Source organism: Brevundimonas sp. PWP3-1b1, from assembly GCF_049896065.1.
GTDB classification, from domain to species: Bacteria; Pseudomonadota; Alphaproteobacteria; order Caulobacterales; family Caulobacteraceae; genus Brevundimonas; species Brevundimonas intermedia_B.
The window spans coordinates 316,570-342,119 of sequence record NZ_JAFCTO010000002.1; the positions used below are offsets into that span (position 1 = coordinate 316,570).

Genomic DNA, 25,550 nt, shown 5'->3' on the forward strand with positions numbered 1-25,550 from the left:
AGAAGGCGTAAACCTTGGCGTCCCCCAACGCCTTGGCTAACGAAGTCCTAACGCCTCGCGGACCTGCATCTGACGTTGAGACGCCTCGGCTGTCGAGGGGGCGGCGACGGCGGGTCTGCGGATCGTGGCGAGACTGTGTCTTTTACGCCGCGCGCCATTCGCCTCACGGGCGACCGAAGGGCACCACCTTGTTGGCGCCGTCGTGCCCGATATCGGCGCTTCCGAGGAAGGCTATGCCCGATCTCAGGCACCAGTATCGAACAATCTCCTCCGGAGTCTGGCCGAAATCGGGATCGTTTGGCGTGACATCGGAAACACGTCCCAGGCGAATCCCGGCCACACGGCGAATGCTGGCCTGGCTCGTCAAATGAAACATCATCCGGTCGATCCGGTAGGCCGCCTCCGAAACCTCCTCCAGCATCAGGACGTGGTCGGTCAGGTCGGGCTCCAGCGCCGTGCCGGTCAGCTCGTTCAGGATGGTCAGGTTGAAGGCGACGGCCGGTCGCGGATCGGTCGCCAGCGACGGCTCGATCCAGTCGGTCCGTCCGGTGGTCAGCCACGACAGAGCGCCGCGCGCCGTCGCGTCATCGCGCACCGAATCCGAGGCCATCGGCCCATGCGCCAGATGCCGGAACCCGGCCTTGTACATCCCGGCCAGCAGGCTGCCCGCGTCGGAATAGCCCATGTAGCGCTTCTTGCGCGCCACGGCGTCCAGGCGCGGGATCACCGCATCGGCGATGCGGCACGAACCATAGCCGCCGCGTGCGAACCAGATGGCGTCGATGCGCGGGTCGTTGGCGAACTCGACGAAGGCGTCGGCCCGCGCCCGGTCGTCGCCGGCGAAATGGCCGTGTTTCAGGAAGCAGGCGGGGTGAAACACCACCGCCACGTCGCGGTCCGGATGGTTCTGCGCCATCCAGGCCTCGACCGCCTCGGCGCGTTCCTTCGAAAACCGCGAACTGGCGCAGACCACGCCGATCTTGAAGCTATTGGTGGCCACGCGCGCCTTCTTCGTCGTTTTTGCGATCCCCACTGGCGGACCGGCCCGATCCCCTGTTCTAAGGGGGCATGAACCAAGACGCCTCCTATTTCTTCTGCGGCATCGGCGGGTCGGGCATGCTGCCCCTGGCGATGATCGTTCAGGCGCGCGGCGCCGCGATCGAAGGCTCGGACCGCGCGCTGGACCAGGGCCGCACGCCCGAGAAGTTCGACTGGCTGCGCGCCCACGGCGTCACCCTGCACCCCCAGAACGGGTCAGGCGTCACCCGCGCCGATCAGACGGTGATCGCCACCGGCGCCATCGAGGAGACGGTGCCCGACATCGGCGCGGCGAAACGCGCGGGCGCGACCATCAAGACCCGGCCCCAGCTGCTCAGCGAAATCTTCAACGCCGCCCCGACCTCGGTCGGCGTGGCGGGCACCAGCGGCAAGTCCACCATCACCGGCATGATCGCCTGGATCCTGCATCAGACGGGCCGCCAACCCACCGTCATGAACGGGGCGGTGATGAAGAACTTCGCCGACGCGGATCATCCGTTCGCCAGCGCCCTGATTGGCGGACCGGACCTGTTCGTGTCGGAGGTGGACGAGAGCGACGGCTCCATCGCCGGCTATGATCCGACGGTCGCCGTGGTCTCCAACATCTCGCTGGACCACAAGTCGATGGAGGAGCTGCGCGACCTGTTCGGCGGCTTCACCGGCCGCGCGACGACGGCCGTATTGAACCTGGACAATCCCGAGACGGCGGCTTTGGCCCAGACGCTGCCGGCCGGCAAGGCCATCACCTTCGGCCTGGGCGAGGAAAAGGCCGACCTGTCCGGCCATGACCTGACGCCCCTGCCCGCCGGGATGAAGTTCCGCCTGATCGAAGGCTGGAGCGAGCACGACGTGGTGCTGAACGTCCCCGGCGCCCACAATGTCGCCAACGCCCTGGCGGCGTTGGGCGCGACCAGGGCGCTGGGCGTGCCGACCAGCGAGGCGGTCAAGGCGCTGGAAAGCTTCGCCGGCATCCGTCGCCGCATGGAGGTGGTCGGGACGGCCGGCGACATCACCGTCATCGACGACTTCGCCCATAACCCCGACAAGATCGCCGCCACGCTGAAGACCCTGCACGCCTTCGACGGCCGCCTGCTGATCCTGTTCCAGCCCCACGGGTTCGGCCCGCTGAAGCTGATGAAGTCGGAGTTCATCGACGGCTTCGCCGGCCTGATGCGCGAGGACGACGTGCTGCTGATGCCTGAGCCGGTCTATTACGGCGGCACCACGGACCGCAGCGTCGGGTCCGAGGACATCGCCTCGGGCGTCCGCGCCGCTGGGCGTCAGGCCGAGGCGCTTGCGACGCGTGCGGCCTGCGGCGACCGGATCGTGGAGATCGCTCAGCCGGGAGACCGGATCATCATCATGGGCGCGCGCGACGACACGCTTTCGGCCTTCGCGGCGGAACTGCTGGGGCGACTGGGTTAAGCCGATAATATGAAGACAAAGCGCGCGATCTTTTTGACCGGCGTATGCGGAATGGCTTGTTCCGTCGTTCTTTATGTCGCGCTTCTGGCAGTATGGCCAAGCCTGCCGCTCACCCGATCCTTTTGGTTGCTGCCACTCTATGGTCGTCCGGAAATGCTGGCGGCTTGGATGATCGGCACCCTGGTCGTCGTCGGAGCATGGCTATTTGGAAGACGCCTTGCGCTGGCTCCCGCCGTTGTCGTGGCTACAGTTTTGATCGTCACTCCTGCCGTCTGGCTCTTTGTCGACAACTGCCTCGTTCGCGCATTCGTGGACCCATGGCCTACCTTCGGCAGCGAGGCCTGGCGCACCTATCTGGCGCCATTCTATGCAGAATATTCGATCACGGCTTTCCTCGGCTTCGCCAGCATCGCTGCTCTGGCGGCGGCACGGCCCAATCATCGAAACCAATCAGCCGAAGATTAATAGACGTCGCGCCGATAGCGGCCGTCTTCGAGCATCGTCAGCACCACGTCCGCGCCCAGCGCATTTTCCAGCGCCGCATGCACGCCCTGCGACATCCCCTCCAGGCTGCCGCAGACGTAGATCGCCGCCCCGCGCGCGATCCAGTCGCGCAGTTCGTCCGCCGCCGCCGCCGCCAGATCCTGCACATACCGCCCGTCGCCCGGATCGCGCGAGAAGCATCGGTCCAGCCGGCGCAGCACGCCCGACGCCCGCCAGGCCTGCAACTCCGCATCGAAGAAGGCGTCGTGCGCCTGCGTCCGTTCGCCGAACAGCAGCCAGGCTCCGCCCGCCGCCGTCCGCGCCTTCAGGTGCGCCCTCAGTCCGGCGATCCCCGTGCCGTTGCCGATCAGGATCATCGGCGTCTCGTCCGTCGGGCCATGGAAGCTGCGGTTGGTGCGCAGCCGCATACCGATCTCGCCGCCGAGCGCCAGGTCTTGCGTCAGCCAGCCTGAGGCCAGGCCGGGCGCGCCGTCAGGGTGGCGCATCAGACGGATCAGAAACTCGACCCGGCCGTCCGACGGCAGGGAGGCGATGGAATATTCGCGCGAGCCGGGCGTGACGCCGTCCCGCTCGGGCAGGCCGATCTCAGCGATGTCGCCGGCCGACCAGTCGGGCGCCGCGCCCACGGATTCGAACGCCAGATGATACGCCTCGCCGCCCGGACTGGCGGGGTTGACCAGGGTCCGTTCGACCAACCGCCAGGGATCATAGGACGGCGGGGTCCAGTCGGGGGCGGTGACGCTGCCGGTGATCTGGTTCAGCTGGTGCTGCCAGTGGCGGATGGCGCCGGCCTCGCCGTTATCCACCTCGACCGTGTCAAACAGGGGTTCGGCGCCCGCCCGCCTGAGCCAGCCGTCCACCGCATGGCCGAAGCCGCAGAACTGGTCGTAGCTACGGTCGCCCAGCGCGAGCAGGCCGAACCGCAGGCCTGAAAGGTCCGCCGTCTCGCCCATGGCTTTACGCACGAACCGGGCCGCGCTGTCGGGGGGATCGCCCTCGCCCGTCGTGGAGACGATCAGGAGCACGCGGTCCGTCGCCTTCAGGGTCTGGACGTCCAGATCGGCGAAGGACGACACCCGCGCGCCCACGCCGCCGTCGCTCAAGGCGCGCGCCGTCATCCAGGCCAGTTCCTCGGCGAAGCCTGTCTGGCTGGCGAAGGCGATCAGCAACGCCTGGCCCTCGCCCGCCCCGGTCCCAGCGCCCGCAAAGGCGTCGGAGCGCGCACGCGCCGCCTCCCTGGCCCGGCGTTTGCGCCAGACGATCACGGCGATCAGGGCCAGCCAAAGCGCCAAGGCCCCGGCCGCCCACAGCCAGCGCTGCGGATCGGCTGTCACCCCGGCCGATCTCCGGCGGGGTCGTCCATCAGGGCGGCGAAGGCCGGCGTCATCCGCTCGACCGGCCCGCGCTCGGTGCGCTCGACGAAGTGGGCGATCAGGCCCAGCGCCTCGGCATATTCCGGCCCCTCGAACGGCCCCATGACCGTCAGCGCCGTGGCGTAGGCGTCGGCCATCATGGCCGAGGCGTGCAACACCGTGACCGAGCCCAGATTGTTGCTGACCGGACGGCCGGTCGACCCGTCGATCGTGTGGGGATACAGCCGGCCGTCATGCCGGAACGCCCGGCGATAATCGCCGCTGGTCGCCACGGCCAAATCGAGCAGGGCCGCCACGGTGTGAGGCGCAGGCGAACCCTCGACCCGTTCGATCTCGACCCACCAGGGTTGGGCGTCCGGCTTGACGCCGCGCCCCTTCAACTCGCCGCCGATCTCGATCAGGTGGGAGGTCGCGCCCATCGCCATCAGCCGGTCGGACACACGGTCCACCGCATGGCCCTTGGCGATGCCGGAGAAGTCCAGCTTCATCCCGCCCATCTGCATCACGCCGCGCGCATCGGGATTCAGCCGCAGCTTCTGCCAGCCGGACACGGCCATGGCCGCGGTTATCTCTTCGTCGGACGGCACGGGCAGCAGGGCCGAGCGTGGTCCCGGCGGACCGAAACCCCACAGATCGACCAGGGCGCCCAGGGTCGGATCGACCGCCCCGTTCGTCTCGTCGCCCAGGGTCATCGCCGCATCCAGCAGATCCCAGAACGGCGGCGACACCGCCCAGAACCCGGCCGGCGCATTATTGAACCGGCTGATCTCGCTGGACGGCTCCCACGGGCTGAACAGGGCGACGACGGCCGCCAGTTCCTGTTCGATCGCATCCTTGATCGCGGCCTCGCCCACGCCCGGCGGCGCGATCACGCGCGCGCTCCAGGTCGTGCCCATCGTCTCTCCGCCCAGCGAGCGGATCAGGTCGCTGGGCGGACGGGGGGGAGCACCCTCGATGACGGGCACCAGAACCCGGTTGTCGGCGCGGTCCGCCAGGGGGCTGGCGTCGCCGAGATTGACCGTGGGCGGGGCGGCGCGGGAACCGCGCGAGAAGGGTGTGTCTGACATACCCTTCGCTTAGGGCAGGACTTCCACGACCGCCACATAGGAGGCGTTCGAAGCGATAGTGTCGCCTTCAGCCGGGGTGCGGACTGACGCGTTCAGCCAGTACATGCCCGCTTCAGGCCAAGTCACGGTGAAGGCGCCATCGGCCCCGGTGGTCACCGTCGATTCCTCGGGATTGTCGCGATAGCGGATGCCGCCACGCGCCACCGTCACTTCCAGGCCGGCCGCCGGCAAGCCGTCTTTCGACAGTTTGAAGGTCGCCGGTTCGCCTACGACCAGATCATTGGGGTGCGTGACCGGAATCATTTCCAGACCGTCCCGTGCATTGGTGAAGACCGTGTCAGTCGGGTTGTTCAGGGTGACGAAGGTCTCGATGCGGCTGGCGGTGCGGGTCGCCTGCACGTCGGTCGCGCCCTGCGGCAGGGCCGCCGGATATTCGGCCGCCGCGCCACGCCAGCGCTTCTGCTCGCCGTTCAGCTTATAGCTGGCCATGATGCCGGAAGAGACATTGGCGATCTTGTAGGTGCCGTTCTGCGTCAGGTGGGCGTCGAAGGTCGAGCGATAGCGGCCCTGCATGGCGTTTTCGGGCTGAACCGCCGAACCGTCCGGCGCCGTGATGGCCAGGCCGTTCAGGCGCATGGCGGCGTGATCGGGGTTGAACACCTGGTTCGACATGCCGGCGTCGAAACCGACCCAGGCGTCCGTGCCCGACAGGGTCGTGGCGGTCGGCGCCAGCCAGGCTCGGTGGGCCTGGGCGGCCATGGGGGCGGCCAGAGCGGCGGCGAGAGTCAGAAGGGCGATCGTCTTCTTCATGGGTCTGTTCCTTAGCGAGAGACGGCGACGCGCACGGCGCCCAGTTCGGTGGAGCCGGTTCCGGCGCCGGTGTTGGCGGCGCCCCAGCGGAAGGGCACGCGCACGACCTCGCGGCCGCCCAGTTCGCGGGCCGCCTCGACGACGATGTTGTACTGTCCGGGTTGCAGGTTGCGCAGACGCGCGGCGGGCACGGTGATGGTCTGGCGACCCGGTGCGCGGGTGGCGCCCGACACGCCGTCGGCCGGCAGGCTCATGGCGCGACCGCCCTTGCGCCACCAGGTGCGCAGATCCTTCAGCCAGTCCTTGCCGTCGCCCTCGTTGTTGCGGGTCTGTTGGTACCAGATGGCCAGGGTCCGCTCGGCCGACTGGTCCGGCTTCTCGATCCACACGGCGACATAGGGTCGGTGATAGGAGGCGGTGTTCAGGCGCGGAATCTCGACCGACACCGTCAGGTCGGCGGCCATGGCGGGCGCCGCGGCGGCGAGGCCGACGGTCGTGATGACGATGGGGAGCAGGCGCATCGGAAAACTCGTCAGTGAATAAAGATCAGGGCGATGACGACGGGGATCAGCAGGCCCAGCGCCGCCAGCGGCCAGGTCGAGGGCCGACCCTTGGCGTGCAGGAACATCAGGCCCAGCCCCGTCAGGGCGAAAATGGTGCAGGCGACGGCGAAGACGTCGATGAACCAGAACCAGACCGAGCCGGCGTTGCGGCCCTTGTGCAGGTCGTTGAGGTAGGCGATCCAGCCACGGGTGGTCTTCTCGTGCAGGGCAGCGCCGTTCGAACGGTCGATGGTCACCCATCCGTCGCCGCCCGGCATGGCCAGGGCGACATAGACTTCCTCAGGCGTCGTCTCGGTCGGCTTGCCGGCGATCTCGACCTTCATCGCCTCGGACGCCCAGCGCGCGACGGCGTCAGGGACGGATTCGGTCGTCTCTTGCGGGAAGGCCTCAAGCCGCGCCAGCAGGGGCGCCGGCAGGGTCGCGGTCTGTTCGACCGTCACCGGATTTCCAGGGATCGAGGCCGCGTGGTTCAGGGTGATGCCGGTGACGGCGAACAGGATCATGCCCACCAGGCTGACCGCCGCCGAAATCCAGTGCCAGCTATGAAGCTGCTTCAGCCAGAACGACCGCGCGCCGTTCAGCGCCGCCTTGGGTTTGGGGCCCTTGGCTGCGGTTTCGGCCTGACGCTGTGTGGCGAGTTCGGTCACGCCGTCGCTGTGCCATTGTTGCGAACGGGTTGCAATAGCATTCAGCAGCGCCGCGACACCTTGCGCCTCAGACCTCGGCCCAGCGCCGCAGCAGATTGTGATAGACGCCGGTCAGTTCGATCACCGCCTGATCCTTGGGCCCCTTCTCCAGTCCGACCCGCTGGGTGGCGATGTCCAGGCGAAACAGCGTCTCGCGGTCAGCGTCGTCGCGGACCAGGCTCTGCATCCACATGAAGGACGACACCCGCGCGCCGCGCGTCACCGGCGTGACGCTGTGCAGGCTCTTGGACGGATAAAGCACCAGGTCGCCTGCCGGCAGCTTGATCGACTGCGACCCGTACATCTCCTCGATGATCAGCTCGCCGCCGTCGTAATCCTCGGGCTCGGACAGGAACAGGGTCGCCGACAGGTCGCTGCGAATGCGTAAGGCCCCGCCCCCGCGCGCCTGGCGGATGGCGTTGTCCACATGCAGGCCGAACTCGCCCCCGCCCTCGTAGCGATTGAACAGGGGCGGAAAGATCGTGTGCGGCAGGGCGGCGGCCACGAACATCGGATTGGCGTTCAACGCCTGAACGACCAGGGCCGAGACCTCTTCGGCGACCTCCGAATCCTCGGGCAGTTGCAGGTTCTTCTTCGCCGTCGCCGACTGATGCCCCGAAGTCATATTGCCGTCGGCCCAGGGGCCAGCGTCCAGCCGCTCGCGCAGGGCCTTGACCTCGGCCTTGGAGAAGACTTCCGGGATTTGCAGCAGCACGACGGCCTCGCTCGGAAAAAAGGCAACGGCCCCGCGGGGGATCGCGGGGCCGTCAGGATAGGCTGCGTAGGCGGCCTTTAGAAGCGCAGGTTCAGGGCCAAGATAGCCGAACGCCCCGGCGCCGGATCGGCGTGGTGAACGCCGTTGGTGCGGATGATGTAGTCCTCGTCCGCCGCGTTCTGCACGTTCAGTTGCAGGGTGGCGCGATCCGTCAGGTCATAGGAGGCGAAGGCGTCGAGGCGGGTATAGGCGGGGGCGTAGATGGCGTTCGTGCCGCCACCGGCGCCGCCCTGATTGCCGCCGTTGGAACGCGACACATAATAGACGCCGCCGCCAGCCGTCAGTCTCGACGTGATCTTGTAGGTCGAGAACAGGCTGACGTTATGCTTGGGCGTATTCCCCAGAGCCTGTCCCTCCAGCGGGCTGGGCACAGCGGGGCCTCCCGGGACGGGGAAGGTGACCGCGCCCTTGACCAGTTCGCTCGTCTGATAGGTGTAGCCGCCGAACACCTGCCACTGGGGCGTGATGTTGCCGGAGATGCCGAGCTCGAAGCCATCGACCTGGATTTCGCCGACCTGACCCAGATCCGTCGGCGCCGGACCGACCACGACATTGGCGTTCTTTCGGCTCAGGTGGAAGGCCGCCGCGCTCAACTGAAGCTGGTCGCGGAACAGGCTGGCCTTGGCGCCCACCTCATAGCTGGTCGTATCTTCCGGATCGAGCACAGCCTGGGCTGGCGTGGCGCTTGAGTTACCGTCGCCGCCGCTGATCGTGGGCGGCGTCGAAGAGGTCGAGTAGGACGCATAGATGCTGGTTTGGCGGGTTGGCTTGTACACGACGCCAACCTGATAGTTCACGAAGTCCCACGACGCTTCGGCGACCGGCGCACCGGTGGAGGCGACGCCGTCCACCGAATAGTCGTCCCAGCGCAGCCCGAGGTTGACCAGCCACTTGTCGCCGATCTCGATGGAGTCGAAGCCATAGATGGCCTTGGTGTCCGTCGTGTTAGAAGTGACGGCGCCGCGAACCTTCGTACCCGTCCAGGGATCGTTCGGATTGGGATTGTAGAGCGGGGTGCAGTCCACGCCGGTCAGCGGCGCAGGACAGGCCGTTCCCGTAAGGGACGTCACGGTCCAGGAGGCGTTCTTGTTGACCTCGTGGCTGAACTCGGCGCCCACGCTGAAATTATGCTTGATCGCGCCGGTGTTGAACGTGCCGAACAGTTCGGTGACGTTGGCGGTCGTATCGACCGGATTCCAGCGCGACTTCAGGCCCCGCTTCATCCACCAGGTGTCGCCGATCAGGACGGCGGCGCCCCCGTCGCCTGGGTTGGTGACGACATAGTCGTTCAGCGTCTCGGCATAGCGGGTGCTGTTGCGCAGCGTCAGGTTCTGCGTCAGCCGGTGCTCCAGCACCAGGGTGGCGCTCTTGACCGTATTGTTCAGATAGTCGCGCGCAGTGAGGCCGTAGAAGGTGTCGTAAGGCACGTTCAGAATGCCCTCGGCATTCTCGCGCGGCGCCGTCGCGCCGCCCCGCTTGGTGTAGAGCGGGATGCCGTAGTCGGGCATCTGATTGCTGTCGAGGTAGTTGAGGCTGAGCGTGGCGGTCGTATCCGTGTCGATGCCCACGGCGAACGAGGCGGCGACGCCGAGCTTGTCGTAATCGACGGCGTTGCGGCGCGCCACATCGCCCGAGGCCGACAGGACGTTGATGCGGAAGCCGGCGGTGTCGCTGATGGCCCAGTTCTGGTCGATCGTGCCGCGCCAGTAGCTGTCCGTGCCGCCGCCCAGCGAGACATTGGTGAAGTCCACCAGCTTCGGCGACTTGGACGACAGGTTGATCGAACCGCCGCCGGAACCCCGACCAGAATAGGCCGAGTCCGGCCCCTTGATGACCTCGACCTGTTCCAGGTTGAAGACTTCGCGCTGCTGGCCGCCCGAATCCCGGATGCCGTCGACGAAGATGTTGTTGCCCGAGGACTGACCACGAATGAACGGACGGTCGGCCAAGGGCTGACCACCCTCGCCTGCGCCGAAGGTGATGCCCGGCGAGGTGCGCAGCAGGTCCTGCAACGAGGTCGCGCCAATTTGCTCGATGACCTGTTGGGGGATGATGGTGACGCTGCGCGGCGTATCGACCAGGGGCGCGACGAACTTGGAGGACTGCGGCTCGCGGCTGACGCGCTGACCGTTGACGTCGATCGTGCCCAGGTTGGCGGGCTGTTGCTGGTCCGCCGTGACGACCACGCCGTCCTCGGCGATCACGTCAGCGGCCAGAGCCGGGGCGGAAACCAGCATGCCGGCGGCGCTGGATGCGAACAGGAGCGCACGGAGGGAGGCGGCGCGGGAGTCGGACATAATGTTGCGACCTTTTGGTCTGATTTTGCGATGCGGTCGCAATAACCAGCTTCAATATGTCGCACAAGGGAAATTGCGAACAAATCGCAATCTTAATCAGCCGACGACGGTCATCGTCCTCGGGGCCGGCGTCTTATCCAGGTCCAGCCAGGTCGGATCGGGCATGGCCTTGTGAGCGGAGGCTAGGGCCTCGGACCAGCGACGGCCCAGGTCGCGGAAATAGGGATCGTCGACGTCGATGCGCCGCTCCATCCCCGTCAGTTGGTCGCGCGGCATTACGATCAGGTCCAGCGGCGGCCCAACGGCGATGTTCGAACGAATGGTCGAATCGAACGAGATCAGGCCGAGCTTCACCGCCTCCGACAGCGAGGTGGAACTGTGCAGGGCGCGGTCCAGAATGGGCTTGCCGTATTTCAGCTCGCCGATCTGCAGATAGGGGGTGTCCGGCCCGCACTCGATGAAGTTGCCCTGACCGTAGATCAGATACAGCCCCATCTTGCCGCCCGCGATCTGGCCGCCCAGCAGCATGGAGGCGTTGACGTTCAGCGCATCGGCCGTCGGCGAGCACGGGGTGTTGATGGTGGCGCGCACCATGGCCATGGCGTGTCCCAGTATCTGGGCGGCGCGGAACAAGGTCGGGGCGGTCTCCAGCGTTTCCAGATCGACCGAGTCGGGCAGCTTCACCCCCGCCGCCGCCATGGCCAGCGCCGTCTGGGTCACGGACAGATTGCCCGCCGTCGCGACCGCCAGCAGCCGCTCGCCCGCCGACTTGTAGATGTGCAGCTTGCGGTAGGACGAGATGTTGTCCACGCCCGCATTGGTGCGCGTGTCGGCGATCATCGCCAACCCTTCGTCCACCAGCATGCCTACGCAATAGGTCACTTCGCTCTATTCGCTCCCCGCGCTGCGAATCCGATGACGCTAACAGATTCGTGCGACATGCCTATCAGGGCCATCCGCGCGACTGCAGTTGTTGTTGGGTCTGTTGCACAGGCCGCACATTCAGGGCGACCGTCAGGGTCTCATGCCCCCCGCCATAGCTGGTGCCCCGGATCGGCGTGGCCCCGCGCGCGTCCAGACCGACGGCGACACGGACATAGTGTTCGGTCGGGCTGATGCCGTTGGCCGGATCGAACCCGACCCAGCCCAGGTTCTCGACCCAGGCCTCGGCCCAGGCGTGGGCGGCGTCCTGGTCGTGCTGGCCGTCCTGACGGCTGAGGTGGCCCGAGACATAGCGGGCGGGAACCCCCATCCGGCGCGCCGCCGCGATGAAGATCTGGGCGTGGTCCTGGCAGACGCCCCGCTTCTGGGCGAAGGCCTCGGCGGCGGTGTGGCTGGCCGAGGTCGAGCCGACCTCGAACGCCACGTCCTGCTTCAGCGCGCCCATCAGGGCGTGCATCCGGCCCAGCGTCGCGCCTTCCGGGATCGAGCGGGCGAAGTCGTCGATGGCCGCATCCGGCTTGGTCATCGGCGTCTCGCGCAGGAAGACGATGGGCGACAGCCGCTCGGCCTGGCCTCGCACCACGCCGCCCGTGTTCACCGTCGCCACCTCGCCCGTGACCCGGATGGTCAGGGCGTCGGTCGGCCGCTCGGTATAGAGGCTGTGGACCACATTGCCGAAGGCGTCCTCGCTGCGACGCAGGCGGGCGTCCACGTCGGTCTCGATGCGCCAGTCGCGCACCTGCTGGCCCTCGCAAGAACGCGGCGTCAGTCGCAGCATCTGCACGATGAACCGCGCCGGGCGGGCGTAGGCATAGCGGGTGGAGTGGTCGATCCGGATCCGCATGTCAGACCAGATACTGTTCTTGGACGGCCGCAGCCAGGGCGTTGTTCTGGTTCAGGAAGCCCTGGATGTACTCGTGCAGGCCCGACTGGAAGATGTCCTCGATCTTGGCCTCGTTGAACTGGGTCAGGCGGTTGGAGGCCAGCCGCTGGGCCGGGCCACGCCGCCCATAGTCGGTCGCCAGCCGCTCCAGATAGCTGACGATCATTCCCTGGCACGACGCCAGCGAGCGCGGCATCTGGCGGTTCAGAACCAGCAGGTCCGCCACCAGCCAGGGTCGCACGCTCTCGCGATAGACCCAGCGATAGGCGGTCAGGGCCGAGACCTCGCGCAACAGCGTCGTCCACTGGAAATAGTCTAGCTGCCCGCCCACCCGTTCGCCGGGCGGCAGCAGCAGGTGGTATTTGACGTCCAGCAGGCGCGCGGTGTTGTCGGCCCGCTCGATCGCCATGCCCAGCCGCAGGAACCAGTAGGCGTCGTTGCGCAACATGGTCCGCGAAGAGGCGCCCTCGACCGCCAGGGACGTCGATTTCACGAAGTCGAGGAAGTTGGTGAAATCGTCGCGCTTGGTCGGTTCGCCCAGCTCGTTCAGGCCGTTCCAGGCGCCGTTGATCGCTTCCCACAGTTCGATGGTCAGGGCGGTTCGCACCGAGCGCGCATTTGTCCGCGCCTTGGTGATGCAGGCCTTGATCGAGGTCGAGTTGTCGTAGCCGAAGGCCAGATATTCGCGGACCGACTTCTCCGAAATGGTCCGGCCCGAGGCGTCGAAGCCGCTCTTGACGCCCGACGAAGCGATGGCGCCCGCCCAGGCCGTGACCGTGGCCTGATCCTTGGCCGGCAGGGCGGCCAGGCGAATGGCGGCCTCCAGAATGCGCGCGAGGAAGTCCGCCCGCTCCATGTAGCGGCCGGTCCAGTAAAGGCTGTCTGCAGTGCGTGAGAGCATCTCAGGTCTCCTCCCCATTCATGGGGAGGTGGCGCGGCGCTCCTTCAGCGCCGTGACGGAGGGGTTCTTGCCGCATCACCGGCGTCCGTGCGGCGTCCAGAGCCCCTCCACCACCGGCTGCGCCGGCGGTCCCCCTCCCCGCATGGCGGGGAGGAGACAGTGTGATCGCCTCAAACATCCAGCACCCAGGTGTCTTTGGTTCCGCCGCCCTGGCTGGAGTTCACCACCAGCGACCCCTCTTTCAGCGCGACCCGCGTCAGGCCGCCGGGCGCGACGCGCACCCCGGCCGGGCTGGACAGGACGAACGGCCGCAGATCGACGTGCCGCGGCGACAGATCCCCGCCGTTCAGGGTCGGCGCCGTCGACAGGCTCAGCGTCGGCTGGGCGATGAAGTCGTCGGGGTCGGCGATCAGCTTGGCGCGGAAGGCCTCGATCTCGGCCTTGGTCGAGGTCGGCCCGACCAGCATGCCGTAACCGCCCGATCCGCCCACTTCCTTGACCACCAATTCCGGCAGCTTATCCAGCACCTCTTTCAAGGCATCCGCCTCGCGGCAACGCCACGTCGGCACATTCTGAAGGATCGCGTCCTCGCCGGTGAAGAAGCGGATGATCTCGGGCATATAGGTATAGACGGCCTTGTCGTCGGCCACGCCCGTACCGATCGCATTGGCCAGGGTCACCCGTCCGGCGAAATAGGCCGACATCAGCCCCGGCACCCCGACCGTCGAGTTCGGCATGAAGGTCAGCGGATCGATGAAGTCGTCGTCGATGCGGCGATAGATGACGTCGACCCGTTTGGGCCCCTCGGTCGTGCGCATGAAGACCGTGTCGTCGTTGACGAACAGGTCCGTGCCCTGGACCAGCTCGACGCCCAGCTTGTCGGCCAGGAAGCTGTGCTCATAGTAGGCCGAGTTGAACGGTCCCGGCGTCAGGACGACGATGGTCGGGTCCGCCCCTGCGCCCGCCGGAGCCGACGCCTGCAACGACCGCAGCAGCATGTCAGTATAGATTTCGACCGGCCGCACGGCATGTTCCGCGAACAGATCGGGGAACAGCCGCATCATCATCTCGCGGTTCTCCAGCATGTAGGAGACCCCCGACGGCGTGCGGCAATTGTCTTCCAGCACGTAGAAGCCGTCCTCGCCCGTGCGCACCAGATCGACGCCCGAGATATGGCACCAGACGTCGCCCGGCGGCCGGCGGCCCTGCATCTCGGGCCGATAATGCGGATTGGTCAGGATCAGGTCGGCCGGGACGATTCCGGCCTTGATGCATTCCTGGGCGCCGTAGATGTCTTTCAGGAAGGCGTTGATGGCGGTGACCCGCTGCTTCAGCCCGGTCTCAAGCCCGCTCCATTCGTTCGCCCCGATGATGCGCGGCACCACGTCGAAGGGGATCAGGCGTTCGTTGGATTCCTCGTCGCCATAGACGGCGAAGGTCACGCCCATACGGCGGAAGAACAGCTCCGCCTGGCGCGAGCGCGCCTGCAGCAGATCGGCCGGCGCGTTTTCCAGCCACGCTGCCAGGGTCTTGTAGCTGTCGCGGATCGCACCTGATGCGCCGCCGGTCATTTCGTCGAAAGCTCTCGTCATTCGCCCCCGCCGCGTTGAAGTCGCAGCTTGATCGTCCCCAAACGAAAAGCGCAACAGTTTTGTTGCACTGCGGCGACGACGGACCTGTCTCCTCCCCATTGCAAAGCGATGGGGAGGTGGCGCGGCGCTCTTCGCGCCGTGACGGAGGGGTTCTTCACCGCATCACCAGCGTCTGTGGGACTTTCAGAGCCCCTCCACCACGCTACGCGCGGTCCCTCTCTCCACGATGTGGGGAGGAGACAATCAGGCCGCCACGGCCTTCATCGAAATCGCCGGATCGGCCAGCTTTTCCAAATCCACCGCCGTCGCCTTTCCGATCAACTGCTTGCCCGCCATGAACTCCGGCGGCGCATTGACCGCCTCGACGCAGACCACCCGGTCGCCGTTCAGGTGAAACACCGCAAAGCCCCCCGCCGTCGGATCGCCGCGCACCACCTGTCGGTCCGCGTCGAACGGCAAACCCGCGATCTGCAGCTTGAAGTCATATTGATCGGACCAGAACCACGGAACCTCGGCCGCCGGCCCCGGTCGTCCGACGATGGCCGCCGCCGCCTGTTTCGCCTGTTCCAACGCATTGGGCACGCTCTCCAGCCGATGCGAAATCCCGCCGTGAACCGGTATCGGCCGCCGCGTCATGTCGCCGACGGCGAAGATGGCTGGGTCGCTGGTGCGCGCCTGCTCATCCACCACCACCCCGTCGTCGCATCTCAGGCCCGCCGACCGCGCCAGGCCTTCGCACGCCAACGCCCCGACGCCAACCAGCACCGCGTCCGCGCGCACCACCGATCCATCCGCCAGGGTCACGCCGTCATGCGCGACTGCGACCACCTCGGCCCCGGTCAGGATCTCGACCCCGTGCGCCCGATGCTGGGCGGTGAAGAAGGCCGACAGGGTCTCCGACGCCACCCGCGCCAACACCCGGTCCATCCGCTCGATCACCACCGCCTCGGCGCCCAGGGCACGGGCGGACGCCGCCGCCTCCAGCCCCACATAGCCGCCGCCGACCACCGCCAGCCGCTTGCCCGGCCCCAGCACGGCCTTCAGCCGTTCCGCGTCCTTCAGCGTCCGCAGCTCCAGCAATTCGGGATGGTCCCCGCCCGGAACCGGCAGTTTGCGCGCCGTCGACCCGGTCGCCAGGACCAGGACGTCATAGGTCTCGCTCAATCCGTCGTGGAAGGCGACCGTCTTCGCCTCCGGGTCCACCGATACGGCGACCGTCGAGGGCCGAAACTCGATCCTCTGTTCTTCATAGAAGCTCAGCGGCCGCAGCAGCAGCGTCTCCAGATCGGCCTCGCCCTTCAGCCAGGCCTTGGACAGGGGCGGCCGCTGATAAGGCGGCGCATCCTCTTCGCCGATCAGCACGATCGGCCCTTCATGGCCGTACTGCCGCAGAAACGCCGCGACGGAGCCGCCGGCGTGGCCGGCGCCAATGATCAGGATCTTGGTCATGAGACGGGAGATAATGCGCGCCGCCCGTCCTGTCTCCTCCCCGTCGCAAAGCGATGGGGAGGTGGCGCGGCGCTTGCGCCGTGACGGAGGGGTTCTTTACCGCATCACAGGCGCCCTTGGAACTTCAAGAGCCCCTCCACCACGCTACGCGCGGTCCCCCTCCCCGCTTCGCAGGGAGGAGACGCACACCCCCTTGACCGTTCCACCGTTACAGCATAGTGGAACGCGCATGACGACCCCGCCCGCCCGCGACGCCCTCCATGACGCCCTGCTGTCGATGCAGACGCGCGCGGAGATCGACGCCTTCCTCGCCGACCTCTGCACCCCGGCGGAACTGCGCGCCTTCACCGAGCGCTGGCAGGTGGCGCGCCTGCTCGACGCCGGCGGCAAATCCTATCGCGAGATCGCGGCCGAGGCACACGCCAGCCCCACCACCGTCGTCCGCGTCGCCCGTTATCTGAAAGACATGCCGCACCAGGGCTATCGCCTCGCCCTGGACCGCCTGAAGAACACGAACTGAGTATCCGAACATGAGCACCGTCCAAGGCCGGCTTCGCATCGCCGTCCAGAAATCCGGCCGTTTGGCCGACCGCAGCCTCGACCTGATCCGCGACGCGGGTCTGAAATGGGTCAAGGGTCACAACGACCTGCTGTACCGGGTCGAGAACTATCCGATCGACCTGCTGCGCGTGCGCGACGACGACATCCCCACCTTCGTGGCCGACGGCGTCTGCGACCTGGGGATCGTCGGCGAGAACGTGCTGGAGGAGGGCCGCAACGGCGGCGCCAACGCCTCTGTCGTCATGCCCCTGGGCTTCGGCCGCTGCACCCTCAAGATCGCCACCCCCCCGACCCTGGCCTATGACGGCCCGGCCTCGCTGGACGGCCTGAGGATCGCCACCTCCTATCCCAAGATCCTGCGCCGCTTCCTGGACGAGCGGGGGGTCAAGGCCGACATCGTCGTCATGCGCGGCGCCGTCGAGGTCGCGCCCCGGCTGAAGCTGGCCGCGGCCATCTGCGACCTGGTCTCGACCGGCGCGACCCTGGAGGCCAACGGCCTGGGCGCCAAGGATACGGTGCTGGAAAGCCAGGCCGTCCTGATCCAGTCCCCCGTCGCGCCCGAGCCCGGCCTGCAACACCTGCTGGACAGCATCATCGAGCGCATGTCCGGCGTCGTGTCCTCGCAGGGCGCCAAATACGTCATGCTGAACGCGCCGCGCGCCTCGCTGGACCAGATCACCGCCATCCTGCCCGGCGCAGGTTCGCCGACCGTCATGCCCCTGATGGGCCGCGACGACGCGGTCGCCGTCCACGCCGTGTGCCAGGAGGCCGTCTTCTGGGAAACGCTGGAGAAGCTGAAGGCCGCCGGCGCCTCGGCCATCCTGGTCCTGCCCATCGAGAAGATGATGTGATGAAACTGATCGACTGGTCTTCCCTCGACGCCGCCGGCAAGAAGGCGGCCCTCGCCCGCCCTGCCCAGCGCACCGCCGGCGACGTCACCGACGTGGTACGCACCATCCTGGACGACGTGCGGATGCGCGGCGGCGCGGCCGTCGCCGACTGGTGCCTGAAGCTGGACAAGGCGCCGCCCCGCCGCATCGCCATCACGCCCGAGGCGGTGGCCGAGGCGCGCAACGCCCTGCCGCCCGGCGACGTGCGCGCCCTGCGCATGGCGGCCGAGAATGTCCGCGTCTTCCACCAGGCGACCAAGCCGGAGGACACCCCCTTCATCGAGACCACCCCCGGCGTGCGCTCCAAACTGGCCTGGCGTCCCATCGCCTCGGCCGGTCTCTACATTCCCGGCGGCACCGCCCCCCTGTTCTCGTCGCTGTTGATGCTGGCCATCCCGGCCGGCGTCGCGGGCGTGGGCGAACGGGTCGCCGTCACGCCGCCGAATAAAGACGGCGGCGTCCACCCCGCCATGATCCTGGCCGCCGCAGAGGCCGGTCTGGACGCCATCTGGCTGATGGGCGGCGCCCAGGCCATCGCCGCCCTGACCTTCGGCGTCGAGCTGGAGGACGGGATCATCCCCGCCTGCGACAAGCTGTTCGGCCCCGGCAACGCCTATGTCGCCGAGGCCAAGAAACAGGCGTCGGCTTTGCCAGGCGGCCCCGCCGTCGACATGCCCGCCGGCCCGTCCGAGCTGATGGTCATCGTCGACCGCGACGCCGCGCCCGAGATCGCCGCCGCCGACCTGCTCAGCCAGGCCGAACACGACGCCGACGCCCAGGTCATCCTGGTCTCCACCAGCCGCGCCACCATCGACTACATCCTGTCGGAGGTTGAGACCCAGGTCGCGACCCTGCCGCGCGAAGCCATCGCCCGCGCCTCGCTGAACGAGGCCCGCGCCATACTGGTGCGCGATCTCGACGCTGCCGCAGAGGTCGCCAACCTCTATGGTCCCGAACACCTGGCGATCCAGATCGACGATCCCGAGCCCCTGGTGGATTCCATCAAGGCCGCCGGCGCCGTCTTCGTCGGCCGGTTCGCCGCCGAGACCCTGGGCGACTACGCCGCCGGCCCCAGCCACGTCCTGCCGACCGACGGCGGCGCCCGCACCCTGGGCGGCGTCACCACATCCAGCTTCATGACCACCATGTCGGTCCAGCTGGTCACCGAGGCCGGCGCCCGCGCGCTTGCGCCCATCGCCGCCCGCCTGGCCCGGATGGAGGGCCTCGAAGCCCACGCCCGCGCCGCCGACCTGAGGGCCGAAGGATGACCCTGCCCGCCCCCTATCCCCCGCTCGTCTCCGGCGGCGAGGGCCTGGACCGCTATCCCGGCGAGCCTGCCGCCCTCGCCGCCCGCATGGCGGCGATCTACGCCGTGCCAGCCGACCAGGTTCTGCCGGTCCGCGGCCTGACCCACGGGCTGGAGTTGGCCTATCGCCTCGCCGCCCGCGACGGCGGTTCGGTCGAGGCGCCCAAGGCCGAGCCCTATGACAGTCTCGCCGCCATCTATCCGGGCAGGGGCGAACCCGCAGTCGTGGTCATCCGCGCCCTCGGCTCGCCCGAGGCCGTCGCCGAAATGGCCGCCCGCGTCGCCCCCGCCCTGCTGGTGGTGGATGAGGGCCTGATCGAATTCTCCGACAGCGTCTCCGCCGCTACCGTCGTCGCCGACCAGCCGAACCTGGTCGTGCTGCGAAGCCTGTCCCTGGCCTATGGCCTGGCCGGCGCCCGCGTCGGCGCCGCCATCGCCCAAGCCCCGACCCTGGCCCGCCTCGCCTCGGTGCTCGAGCCCTACGCCCTGCCCGAACCCCTGGTGCGGCTGGCGCAACAGGCGCTGGACCCGTCGCGGATGATCGAGACCGCCGAGCGCATCGCCTCGGTCCGGCGCGAGCGCGAGCGGATCGCCCGCGAACTGGGCCGCCAGATGCCGGTCGAACCCGGCGTCGGCCCCATCGTCATGGCCCGGCCGGAAGACCCCGCCGCCGCCTTGGCTGCCCTGACGACCTATGGCGTCGCCGCCGACCTGTCGGGCGAACGCCTGCGCCTGCCCGTCTCGATCAAGCCCGAAGTCAACGACCGGCTGCTGGCCGCCTTCGGCCTGACGCCCGCCAAGCGCCGCCCCGCCCGCGTCGGCCAGGCCGTGCGCGATACGAAAGAGACCCGCATCGTCTGCGCCGTCGATCTGGACGCCCCCGGCCCCATCAAGATCGAGACCGGCGTCGGCTTCTTCGACCACATGCTGGAGCAGATCGCGGCCCACGGCGGCTTCTCCCTGCGCCTCCAGTGCGAGGGCGACCTGCACACCGACCCGCACCACACGATCGAGGACAGCGCCATCGCCCTGGGTCAGGCGCTGAAACAGGCGCTGGGCGAGCGCAAGGGCATCGCCCGCTACGGCTTCGTCCTGCCGATGGACGAGGCCAACGCGACGGTCTCCATCGACCTGTCCGGCCGCCCCTATCCGCTGTTCGAGGGCACGTTCGACACCCCCTTCATCGGCGACTACCGCACCGACCTGACCGCCCACGTCTTCCGCTCGCTGGCCGAGGCCATGGGCGCCGCCGTCCACATCAAGGTCACCGGCCAGGACGACCACCACAAGACAGAAGCCGTCTACAAGGCCTTCGGCCGCGCCCTGCGCCAGGCCATCCGGGTCGAGGGCGACGCCGTGCCGTCCACCAAGGGGGTGCTGTGATGGGCGCACCCGCATTCCTTCTCCCCTCGGGGGAGAAGGTGGGCCCGAAGGGCTCGGATGAGGGGGCTCTGTCGGCCCCACTGACGGCAAGAGCGGATCTGCGTCTGGCAGCCCCCTCATCCGTCTCGCTCCGCGAGCCACCTTCTACCCCGAGGGGAGAAGGCTGATGGAAGTCGCCGTCATCGCCTATGGCGCCGGCAACGTCGCCTCGGTCCAGTTCGCGCTGGAACGGCTGGGCGCCGTCGTGCGCCTGACCGACGATCCCGCCGTGATCGCCGAGGCCGAACGGGTCATCCTGCCCGGCGTCGGCGCGGCCGGCTACGCCATGGGGCGCCTTTCTGAGTTGGGACTGGTCGAGGCCATCCGCGCCTTTTCCCGCCCCCTGCTGGGCGTCTGCCTGGGCCAGCAACTGCTGTTCGGCGCCAGCCAGGAGGGCGAGGGCGTCGATCTTCTGGGCTTCATCCCGGGCGCCGTGTCTCGGCTCGAGCCGGCGGGCGCCCTGCCCGTACCGCATATGGGCTGGAGCCGGCTGACACGCGACCGCGACGACCCGCTGCTGGAGGGGGTCGCCGACGGCGCCTACGCCTATTTCGTCCACGGCTATGTCTGTCCCGACGGCCCCGCCACACTGGCCCGCGCCGACTACGGCGGCGCCGTGCCGGCCATGGTGAGATCCGCCAACCGCTGGGGCTGTCAGTTCCACCCCGAACGCTCGGCCGAGGCCGGGGCGACCATCCTCAGGAACTTCCTGGGCCTGCCCGAGAATCCATCATGCTGATCTACCCCGCCATCGACCTGAAGGACGGCGTCTGCGTGCGTCTGATGCACGGCAAGTTCGACCAGGTGACGCAATATGACGAACAGCCGGCCGCCCGGCTGACCGCCTTCGCGACCGAGGGCGCGCAGTGGATCCACATCGTCGATCTGGACGGCGCCGAGGCGGGCGAGGCGCGTCAGCACGGCCTGATCGGCGAACTGACCCAGGCCATCGACGTCAAGATTCAATCAGGCGGCGGCGTCCGCGGCGCCAATGACGTGGCTAAGCTGCTGGACGCGGGCGTGTCGCGCGTCGTCGTCGGCTCCCTGGCGGTGACCCAGCCCAACGACGTCGCCGCCTGGCTCAAAGGCTTCGGCGTCGAGCAGATCACTCTGGCCCTGGACGTCAAGATCGAGAATGGCGTTCCGGTCCCCGCCCTAAAGGGCTGGACCCAGTCGTCGGGCGTCACCCTTTGGGAGGCGCTGGATCGTTATCCCAAGGGGACGGCCAAACATCTGCTGGTCACCGACGTCGGCCGCGACGGCGCCATGACCGGACCGAACCTCGATCTGTTGGCGGAAATCCGTCAGCGCCGTCCCGACCTGGTGCTCCAGGCTTCGGGTGGGGTCTCGTCTCTGGAAGACATCGCGGCGGTAAAGGCTCTGGGCTGTCACGGGGTCATCGTCGGCCGCGCCCTTTACGAAGGCCGCTTCACCCTGCCCGAAGCCATCGCGACGGCTAAACGGTCGTGACAGCGCGGCGGATCATCCCCTGCCTGGACGTCAAGGACGGCCGGGTGGTCAAGGGCGTGAAGTTCGTCGGTCATACCGACATGGGCGACGCGGCGGAACTGGCCGCCCGATACCGCGACGCGGGCGCCGACGAGTTGGTCTTCTACGACATCACCGCCAGCCCCGAGGGCCGGACGCTGGACTATGGCTGGATCAAGGACATCGCCCGGCTGCTGGACATCCCCTTCTGCGTCGCCGGCGGCATCCGCACCGTCGAACAGGCGGCCCGCTGCCTGGATCACGGGGCGGACAAGGTGTCGATCAACTCTCCCGCCCTGGAACGCCCCGAACTGATCGCCGAGATGGCCGAACGGCTGGGCGGGCAGTGCGTCGTGGTCGGCGTCGACAGTCGTCTGGAGGACGGCGAATGGGTGGTCCACAAATACACCGGCGATCCCGACGCGCGTCGCCGCGCCGGCAAGCGCACACTCGACTGGCTGGGTGAGGCGCAGAGCCTGGGGGCCGGCGAGATCGTGCTGAACTGCATCGACCAGGACGGGGTTCGACGCGGCTACGACATCGAACAGTTGTCCGCCGCCCGCGCGCGCCTGACCATCCCCCTGATCGCCTCGGGCGGCGCCGGCGCGCCGGAACATTTCAAGGATGTGTTCGACCAGGCCTACGTATCGGGCGCCCTGGCCGCCAGCGTCTTCCACACCGGCGCCATCGCCATTCCCGACCTCAAACGATACCTGGCTGACCAAGGCCTGGAGATGCGGATATGATCCTCGACCCCGACACCATCGATTTCGCCAAGGGCGACGGCCTAGTTCCCGTGGTGGTGCAGGACGCCGCCACGCTTCAGGTCCTGACCCTGGCCTATATGGACCGTGCGGCCCTGGACGAGACCATCCAGTCCGGCGAAGCCACCTTCTTCTCGCGTTCGCGCGGAGGTCGGTGGAGGAAAGGCGAGACCTCGGGCGACCGGCTGCATGTCGTGGGCATAACGCCCGACTGCGACAACGACGCTCTGGTCCTGTCGGTCCGGCCTGTCGGCAACGCCTGCCACCTGAACCGGACCAGCTGCTTCGGCGACGCCGATGCGCCAGGCGTGGGCCGCATCGCTCGGCTGGAACAGACCATCGCCGTGCGCGCCGCCGCCGACCCGTCCGAAAGCTGGACCGCCAAACTGATCGCCCAAGGGCCCAAACGCATCGCTCAGAAGGTCGGCGAGGAGGGTGTAGAGACCGCTCTGGCCGGCGTCGCAGGCCCTGACGAGGAACTCGCCAGCGAGGCTGCGGATTTGATCTATCACCTGCTCGTTCTTCTCCACGCCCGTAACATGGTGTTTCAGGACGTGCTGGACGTGTTGGCCTCGCGTGCGGAAGCGGCCAAAGACAGCGGCTAGGCCGTAAAGGCGTGCGTCCCGACAAATGGGACAGTCGAGGGAAATTCTATGGCGGCTCTCATTCTGTTCGGCGGCGGCGGCGATCTGGCGATGCGCATGCTGCTGCCGTCGCTGTATTTCCTCGAACACGACGGCCTGCTGCCCGAAGGGCTGAAGATCATCGGCGCCGCCCGCTCGGAAGAGAGCGCCGACGACTATATCGACAAGGTGCATGAGGCCGTGAAGGCCCGCGCCGAGGCCGACCAGGCCTGGGACGAAACCAGCTGGTCCAGGATGAAGGCTCGTCTGGACTATCTGGCCGTGGACGCCACCTCGCCCGACAGCCTCAAGCCCCTGAAGGACAAGGTCGGCGACGGCGAGGTCACGTCGTTCCTGGCCGTCTCCCCCTCGCTCTACGCCCGCATCGTCACGGCGATGAAGGCGGCGGGCCTGGCGGACAAGAACTGCCGCATCGTGCTGGAGAAGCCGGTCGGGCGCGACCTGAAGTCCTTCCTGGAAATCGACGACGCCGTGGCCTACGCCTTCAGCGAAGACCAGGTGTTCCGCATCGACCACTATCTGGGCAAGGAGACGGTCCAGAACCTGATCGCACTGCGCTTCGGCAACACCATCTTCGAGCCGCTGTGGAACAACCTGTCGATCGATCACGTCCAGATCACCATCGGCGAGACGGTGGGGGTCGGCGACCGCTGGCCCTACTATGACGAATACGGCGCCCTGCGCGACATGCTGCAGAACCACATGCTGCAGCTGCTGTGCCTGGTGGCGATGGAGCCGCCGAGCGACCTGGACCCAGACTCGGTGCGCAACGAGAAGGTCAAGGTGTTGCGGTCGCTGCGGCCCGTCACGGTGGACGAGGTCGAGCGCGTCACGGTGCGGGGTCAGTATGTGGCGGGCGTGTCCGAGGGCAAGGCGGCCAAGGGCTATGACGAGGAGCGCGGCCAGCCGTCGGACACCGAGACCTTCGTCGCCGTTCGCGCCGACATCGACAACTGGCGCTGGGCAGGCGTGCCCTTCTTCATGCGGACCGGAAAGCGCCTGCCCGAAAAGCGCACCGAGATCGTCATCCAGTTCAAGCCGGTGCCCCACTCGATCTTCGACCGCGACGACCGCGGCGAGGTTCAGGCTAACCGCATGATCATCGAGCTGCAGCCCGAGGAAGACATCTCGTTGACGGTGATGAACAAGCGCCCCGGCCTGGATCGCCGCATGCAGCTTCAACCGATCAAGATGAGCCTGTCGTGGGGTGTAGACGGCAAGTCCGCCGCGCCGCCGCGCCGCCGCATCGCCTATGAGCGGCTGCTGCTGGATGCGATGGCGGGCGACTCCACCCTGTTCGTGCGCCGCGACGAGGCCGAGCAGGCCTGGAAATGGGTGGACGAGGTGTCCGAGGCCTGGGCCGAATCCGGCCTGAAGCCCGACGAATACGTCGCCGGAACCTGGGGCCCCGACAGCGCCGACATGCTGATGATGCGCACTGGCCGCGACTGGAACACCACCGATGTCTGAAATCGAAGCCTTCCCCACCGTCGACGCCTGGGCCGAGGCCATCGCCGCGCGCCTGGCCGAGACCCTGGGCGCCGCCGTGCGCGACAATGGCCGCGCCCTGTTCGCCGGTCCTGGCGGTTCGACGCCCGCGCCGGTCTATAGTCGTCTCGCCGCGACCGATCTGGACTGGTCGAAGATCGCCGTGACCCTGGTGGACGAGCGCTATGTGCCTGAGACCTCGCCGGAATCGAACGCCCGGCTGATCCGCGACGTGCTGTTGCAGGACAAGGCGGCTGCGGCGCGCTTCATCCCCCTCTATACTCCCGAGGTCACGGTGGACCGCGCGGGCATAGTCGCGGCCAAGGCTCTGGCCGATGCGGGCGGGCGTTTCGACGCGGTCCTTCTCGGCATGGGGGAGGATGGCCATATCTGTTCCATGTTCCCGGAAAGCCCGACGCTGAAGACCCTGTTGACGCCGACGCTGAAGCCGACGGTTCTGGGCGTGCCCCACGGTCGCGACGGCATGGCGCCGACCTTGGAGCGGCTGTCGATCAACCTGGCCTATCTAATGTCCGCCGGCCGGGTGATCCTGGGCCTGAAGGGCGCCGCCAAGCGTCGCGTCTTCGAACAGGAGGCCCAAGGCGATCCCAAGATCCAGCCCATCGCCGCCCTGATCGCCGCCGGCGTCCCCCTCGAAGTTCTGTATACGGAAGCCAGCTGA

General features: G+C 67.8%; 25 protein-coding genes. 12 read left to right on the forward strand and 13 right to left on the reverse strand.

Translation table 11 applies throughout. The features are described from left to right. Positions 1 to 163: 163 nt before the first annotated feature. Positions 164 to 1,000, reverse strand: coding sequence for an LD-carboxypeptidase (locus ACP69V_RS13405; protein WP_426024315.1), 837 nt, complete (start codon positions 998 to 1,000; stop codon positions 164 to 166). A 68-nt stretch (positions 1,001 to 1,068) separates the two neighbouring features. Here ACP69V_RS13405 and ACP69V_RS13410 point away from each other — a divergent pair, with 68 nt between their 5' ends. Both ACP69V_RS13410 and ACP69V_RS13415 read left to right on the forward strand, forming a co-directional pair. Continuing rightward, a complete protein-coding gene (locus ACP69V_RS13410; RefSeq protein WP_426024316.1) occupies positions 1,069 to 2,463 on the forward strand; it encodes a UDP-N-acetylmuramate--L-alanine ligase in 1,395 nt (464 codons plus the stop codon). Positions 2,464 to 2,472: 9 nt separating this feature from the next. Next, a complete protein-coding gene (locus ACP69V_RS13415) occupies positions 2,473 to 2,928 on the forward strand; it encodes a hypothetical protein (RefSeq protein ID WP_426024317.1) in 456 nt (151 codons plus the stop codon). Here ACP69V_RS13415 and ACP69V_RS13420 read toward each other — a convergent pair. The 12 genes from ACP69V_RS13420 to ACP69V_RS13475 form a co-directional block, all read right to left on the reverse strand. Continuing rightward, positions 2,925 to 4,301, reverse strand: coding sequence for a sulfite reductase subunit alpha (locus tag ACP69V_RS13420; RefSeq protein WP_426024318.1), 1,377 nt, complete (start codon positions 4,299 to 4,301; stop codon positions 2,925 to 2,927). The genes ACP69V_RS13415 and ACP69V_RS13420 overlap by 4 nt on opposite strands. Next, positions 4,298 to 5,407 (reverse strand): FAD:protein FMN transferase, encoded by a 1,110-nt coding sequence (locus ACP69V_RS13425; protein ID WP_426024319.1) that lies wholly within the window; start codon positions 5,405 to 5,407, stop codon positions 4,298 to 4,300. Before ACP69V_RS13425 ends, ACP69V_RS13420 begins: the two co-directional genes overlap by 4 nt. Positions 5,408 to 5,416: 9 nt before the next feature. Next, entirely contained in the window at positions 5,417 to 6,217 is an 801-nt protein-coding gene (locus ACP69V_RS13430) for a DUF4198 domain-containing protein (RefSeq protein WP_426024320.1), read from the reverse strand. 11 nt (positions 6,218 to 6,228) lie between these two features. Then, on the reverse strand, positions 6,229 to 6,738 hold the full coding sequence (locus tag ACP69V_RS13435; RefSeq protein WP_426024321.1) for a DUF2271 domain-containing protein: 510 nt from the start codon (positions 6,736 to 6,738) through the stop codon (positions 6,229 to 6,231). Between the two features lie 11 nt (positions 6,739 to 6,749). Next, the gene (locus tag ACP69V_RS13440) at positions 6,750 to 7,427 is read right to left on the reverse strand and encodes a PepSY-associated TM helix domain-containing protein (RefSeq protein WP_426024322.1); all 678 of its coding nucleotides are present in this window, start codon (positions 7,425 to 7,427) and stop codon (positions 6,750 to 6,752) included. Between the two features lie 67 nt (positions 7,428 to 7,494). Continuing rightward, the gene (locus tag ACP69V_RS13445; RefSeq protein WP_426024323.1) at positions 7,495 to 8,181 is read right to left on the reverse strand and encodes a Fe2+-dependent dioxygenase; all 687 of its coding nucleotides are present in this window, start codon (positions 8,179 to 8,181) and stop codon (positions 7,495 to 7,497) included. Between the two features lie 77 nt (positions 8,182 to 8,258). Then, positions 8,259 to 10,538: a TonB-dependent receptor gene (locus ACP69V_RS13450; RefSeq protein WP_426024324.1), complete on the reverse strand. Its 2,280-nt coding sequence runs from the start codon at positions 10,536 to 10,538 to the stop codon at positions 8,259 to 8,261. Positions 10,539 to 10,634: 96 nt separating this feature from the next. Continuing rightward, the gene (locus tag ACP69V_RS13455; RefSeq protein ID WP_425985383.1) at positions 10,635 to 11,420 is read right to left on the reverse strand and encodes a peptidase; all 786 of its coding nucleotides are present in this window, start codon (positions 11,418 to 11,420) and stop codon (positions 10,635 to 10,637) included. 64 nt (positions 11,421 to 11,484) lie between these two features. Beyond that, positions 11,485 to 12,324, reverse strand: a complete 840-nt coding sequence (locus ACP69V_RS13460; protein ID WP_409713971.1) for a transglutaminase family protein — start codon at positions 12,322 to 12,324, stop codon at positions 11,485 to 11,487. 1 nt (position 12,325) lies between these two features. Beyond that, entirely contained in the window at positions 12,326 to 13,264 is a 939-nt protein-coding gene (locus ACP69V_RS13465; RefSeq protein ID WP_135193667.1) for an alpha-E domain-containing protein, read from the reverse strand. Between the two features lie 170 nt (positions 13,265 to 13,434). After that, the gene (locus ACP69V_RS13470; RefSeq protein ID WP_426024325.1) at positions 13,435 to 14,856 is read right to left on the reverse strand and encodes a circularly permuted type 2 ATP-grasp protein; all 1,422 of its coding nucleotides are present in this window, start codon (positions 14,854 to 14,856) and stop codon (positions 13,435 to 13,437) included. A gap of 243 nt (positions 14,857 to 15,099) precedes the next feature. Continuing rightward, the gene (locus ACP69V_RS13475; protein WP_426024326.1) at positions 15,100 to 16,305 is read right to left on the reverse strand and encodes an NAD(P)/FAD-dependent oxidoreductase; all 1,206 of its coding nucleotides are present in this window, start codon (positions 16,303 to 16,305) and stop codon (positions 15,100 to 15,102) included. A 229-nt stretch (positions 16,306 to 16,534) separates the two neighbouring features. Between ACP69V_RS13475 and ACP69V_RS13480 the strand changes: the two genes are divergently transcribed. The 10 genes from ACP69V_RS13480 to pgl all read left to right on the forward strand — a co-directional run bounded on the left by ACP69V_RS13480 (position 16,535) and on the right by pgl (position 25,550). After that, positions 16,535 to 16,825 (forward strand): YerC/YecD family TrpR-related protein, encoded by a 291-nt coding sequence (locus tag ACP69V_RS13480; RefSeq protein WP_426024327.1) that lies wholly within the window; start codon positions 16,535 to 16,537, stop codon positions 16,823 to 16,825. Between the two features lie 10 nt (positions 16,826 to 16,835). After that, a complete protein-coding gene (gene hisG / locus ACP69V_RS13485; RefSeq protein ID WP_426024328.1) occupies positions 16,836 to 17,717 on the forward strand; it encodes an ATP phosphoribosyltransferase in 882 nt (293 codons plus the stop codon). Further along, a complete protein-coding gene (gene hisD / locus ACP69V_RS13490; RefSeq protein ID WP_426024329.1) occupies positions 17,717 to 19,024 on the forward strand; it encodes a histidinol dehydrogenase in 1,308 nt (435 codons plus the stop codon). The genes hisG and hisD overlap by 1 nt, the downstream gene beginning before the upstream one ends. Next, positions 19,021 to 20,445 (forward strand): imidazoleglycerol-phosphate dehydratase HisB, encoded by a 1,425-nt coding sequence (gene hisB, locus ACP69V_RS13495; RefSeq protein ID WP_426024330.1) that lies wholly within the window; start codon positions 19,021 to 19,023, stop codon positions 20,443 to 20,445. Before hisD ends, hisB begins: the two co-directional genes overlap by 4 nt. 166 nt (positions 20,446 to 20,611) lie before the next feature. After that, a complete protein-coding gene (hisH, locus tag ACP69V_RS13500; RefSeq protein ID WP_426024331.1) occupies positions 20,612 to 21,223 on the forward strand; it encodes an imidazole glycerol phosphate synthase subunit HisH in 612 nt (203 codons plus the stop codon). After that, positions 21,217 to 21,954: a 1-(5-phosphoribosyl)-5-[(5-phosphoribosylamino)methylideneamino]imidazole-4-carboxamide isomerase gene (gene hisA / locus ACP69V_RS13505; RefSeq protein ID WP_426024332.1), complete on the forward strand. Its 738-nt coding sequence runs from the start codon at positions 21,217 to 21,219 to the stop codon at positions 21,952 to 21,954. Before hisH ends, hisA begins: the two co-directional genes overlap by 7 nt. Continuing rightward, positions 21,951 to 22,718, forward strand: coding sequence for an imidazole glycerol phosphate synthase subunit HisF (gene hisF, locus ACP69V_RS13510; RefSeq protein WP_426024333.1), 768 nt, complete (start codon positions 21,951 to 21,953; stop codon positions 22,716 to 22,718). The genes hisA and hisF overlap by 4 nt, the downstream gene beginning before the upstream one ends. After that, positions 22,715 to 23,341, forward strand: a complete 627-nt coding sequence (gene hisIE / locus ACP69V_RS13515) for a bifunctional phosphoribosyl-AMP cyclohydrolase/phosphoribosyl-ATP diphosphatase HisIE (protein ID WP_426024334.1) — start codon at positions 22,715 to 22,717, stop codon at positions 23,339 to 23,341. Before hisF ends, hisIE begins: the two co-directional genes overlap by 4 nt. 48 nt (positions 23,342 to 23,389) lie before the next feature. Then, entirely contained in the window at positions 23,390 to 24,850 is a 1,461-nt protein-coding gene (zwf, locus tag ACP69V_RS13520) for a glucose-6-phosphate dehydrogenase (protein ID WP_426024335.1), read from the forward strand. Then, positions 24,843 to 25,550, forward strand: coding sequence for a 6-phosphogluconolactonase (gene pgl, locus ACP69V_RS13525; RefSeq protein ID WP_426024336.1), 708 nt, complete (start codon positions 24,843 to 24,845; stop codon positions 25,548 to 25,550). The genes zwf and pgl overlap by 8 nt, the downstream gene beginning before the upstream one ends.

Bases quoted from the DNA above. Each gene is read 5' to 3' on its own strand.
- ACP69V_RS13410 (WP_426024316.1), top strand. From the start codon at position 1,069: ATGAACCAAGACGCCTCCTATTTCTTCTGCGGCATCGGCGGGTCGGGC.
- ACP69V_RS13415 (WP_426024317.1), top strand. From the start codon at position 2,473: ATGAAGACAAAGCGCGCGATCTTTTTGACCGGCGTATGCGGAATGGCT.
- ACP69V_RS13425 (WP_426024319.1), bottom strand. From the start codon at position 5,407: ATGTCAGACACACCCTTCTCGCGCGGTTCCCGCGCCGCCCCGCCCACG.
- ACP69V_RS13430 (WP_426024320.1), bottom strand. From the start codon at position 6,217: ATGAAGAAGACGATCGCCCTTCTGACTCTCGCCGCCGCTCTGGCCGCC.
- ACP69V_RS13435 (WP_426024321.1), bottom strand. From the start codon at position 6,738: ATGCGCCTGCTCCCCATCGTCATCACGACCGTCGGCCTCGCCGCCGCG.
- ACP69V_RS13450 (WP_426024324.1), bottom strand. From the start codon at position 10,538: ATGTCCGACTCCCGCGCCGCCTCCCTCCGTGCGCTCCTGTTCGCATCC.
- ACP69V_RS13460 (WP_409713971.1), bottom strand. From the start codon at position 12,324: ATGCGGATCCGGATCGACCACTCCACCCGCTATGCCTACGCCCGCCCG.
- ACP69V_RS13465 (WP_135193667.1), bottom strand. From the start codon at position 13,264: ATGCTCTCACGCACTGCAGACAGCCTTTACTGGACCGGCCGCTACATG.
- ACP69V_RS13470 (WP_426024325.1), bottom strand. From the start codon at position 14,856: ATGACGAGAGCTTTCGACGAAATGACCGGCGGCGCATCAGGTGCGATC.
- ACP69V_RS13475 (WP_426024326.1), bottom strand. From the start codon at position 16,305: ATGACCAAGATCCTGATCATTGGCGCCGGCCACGCCGGCGGCTCCGTC.
- ACP69V_RS13480 (WP_426024327.1), top strand. From the start codon at position 16,535: ATGACGACCCCGCCCGCCCGCGACGCCCTCCATGACGCCCTGCTGTCG.
- hisG (WP_426024328.1), top strand. From the start codon at position 16,836: ATGAGCACCGTCCAAGGCCGGCTTCGCATCGCCGTCCAGAAATCCGGC.
- hisD (WP_426024329.1), top strand. From the start codon at position 17,717: ATGAAACTGATCGACTGGTCTTCCCTCGACGCCGCCGGCAAGAAGGCG.
- hisB (WP_426024330.1), top strand. From the start codon at position 19,021: ATGACCCTGCCCGCCCCCTATCCCCCGCTCGTCTCCGGCGGCGAGGGC.
- hisH (WP_426024331.1), top strand. From the start codon at position 20,612: ATGGAAGTCGCCGTCATCGCCTATGGCGCCGGCAACGTCGCCTCGGTC.
- hisA (WP_426024332.1), top strand. From the start codon at position 21,217: ATGCTGATCTACCCCGCCATCGACCTGAAGGACGGCGTCTGCGTGCGT.
- hisIE (WP_426024334.1), top strand. From the start codon at position 22,715: ATGATCCTCGACCCCGACACCATCGATTTCGCCAAGGGCGACGGCCTA.
- zwf (WP_426024335.1), top strand. From the start codon at position 23,390: ATGGCGGCTCTCATTCTGTTCGGCGGCGGCGGCGATCTGGCGATGCGC.
- pgl (WP_426024336.1), top strand. From the start codon at position 24,843: ATGTCTGAAATCGAAGCCTTCCCCACCGTCGACGCCTGGGCCGAGGCC.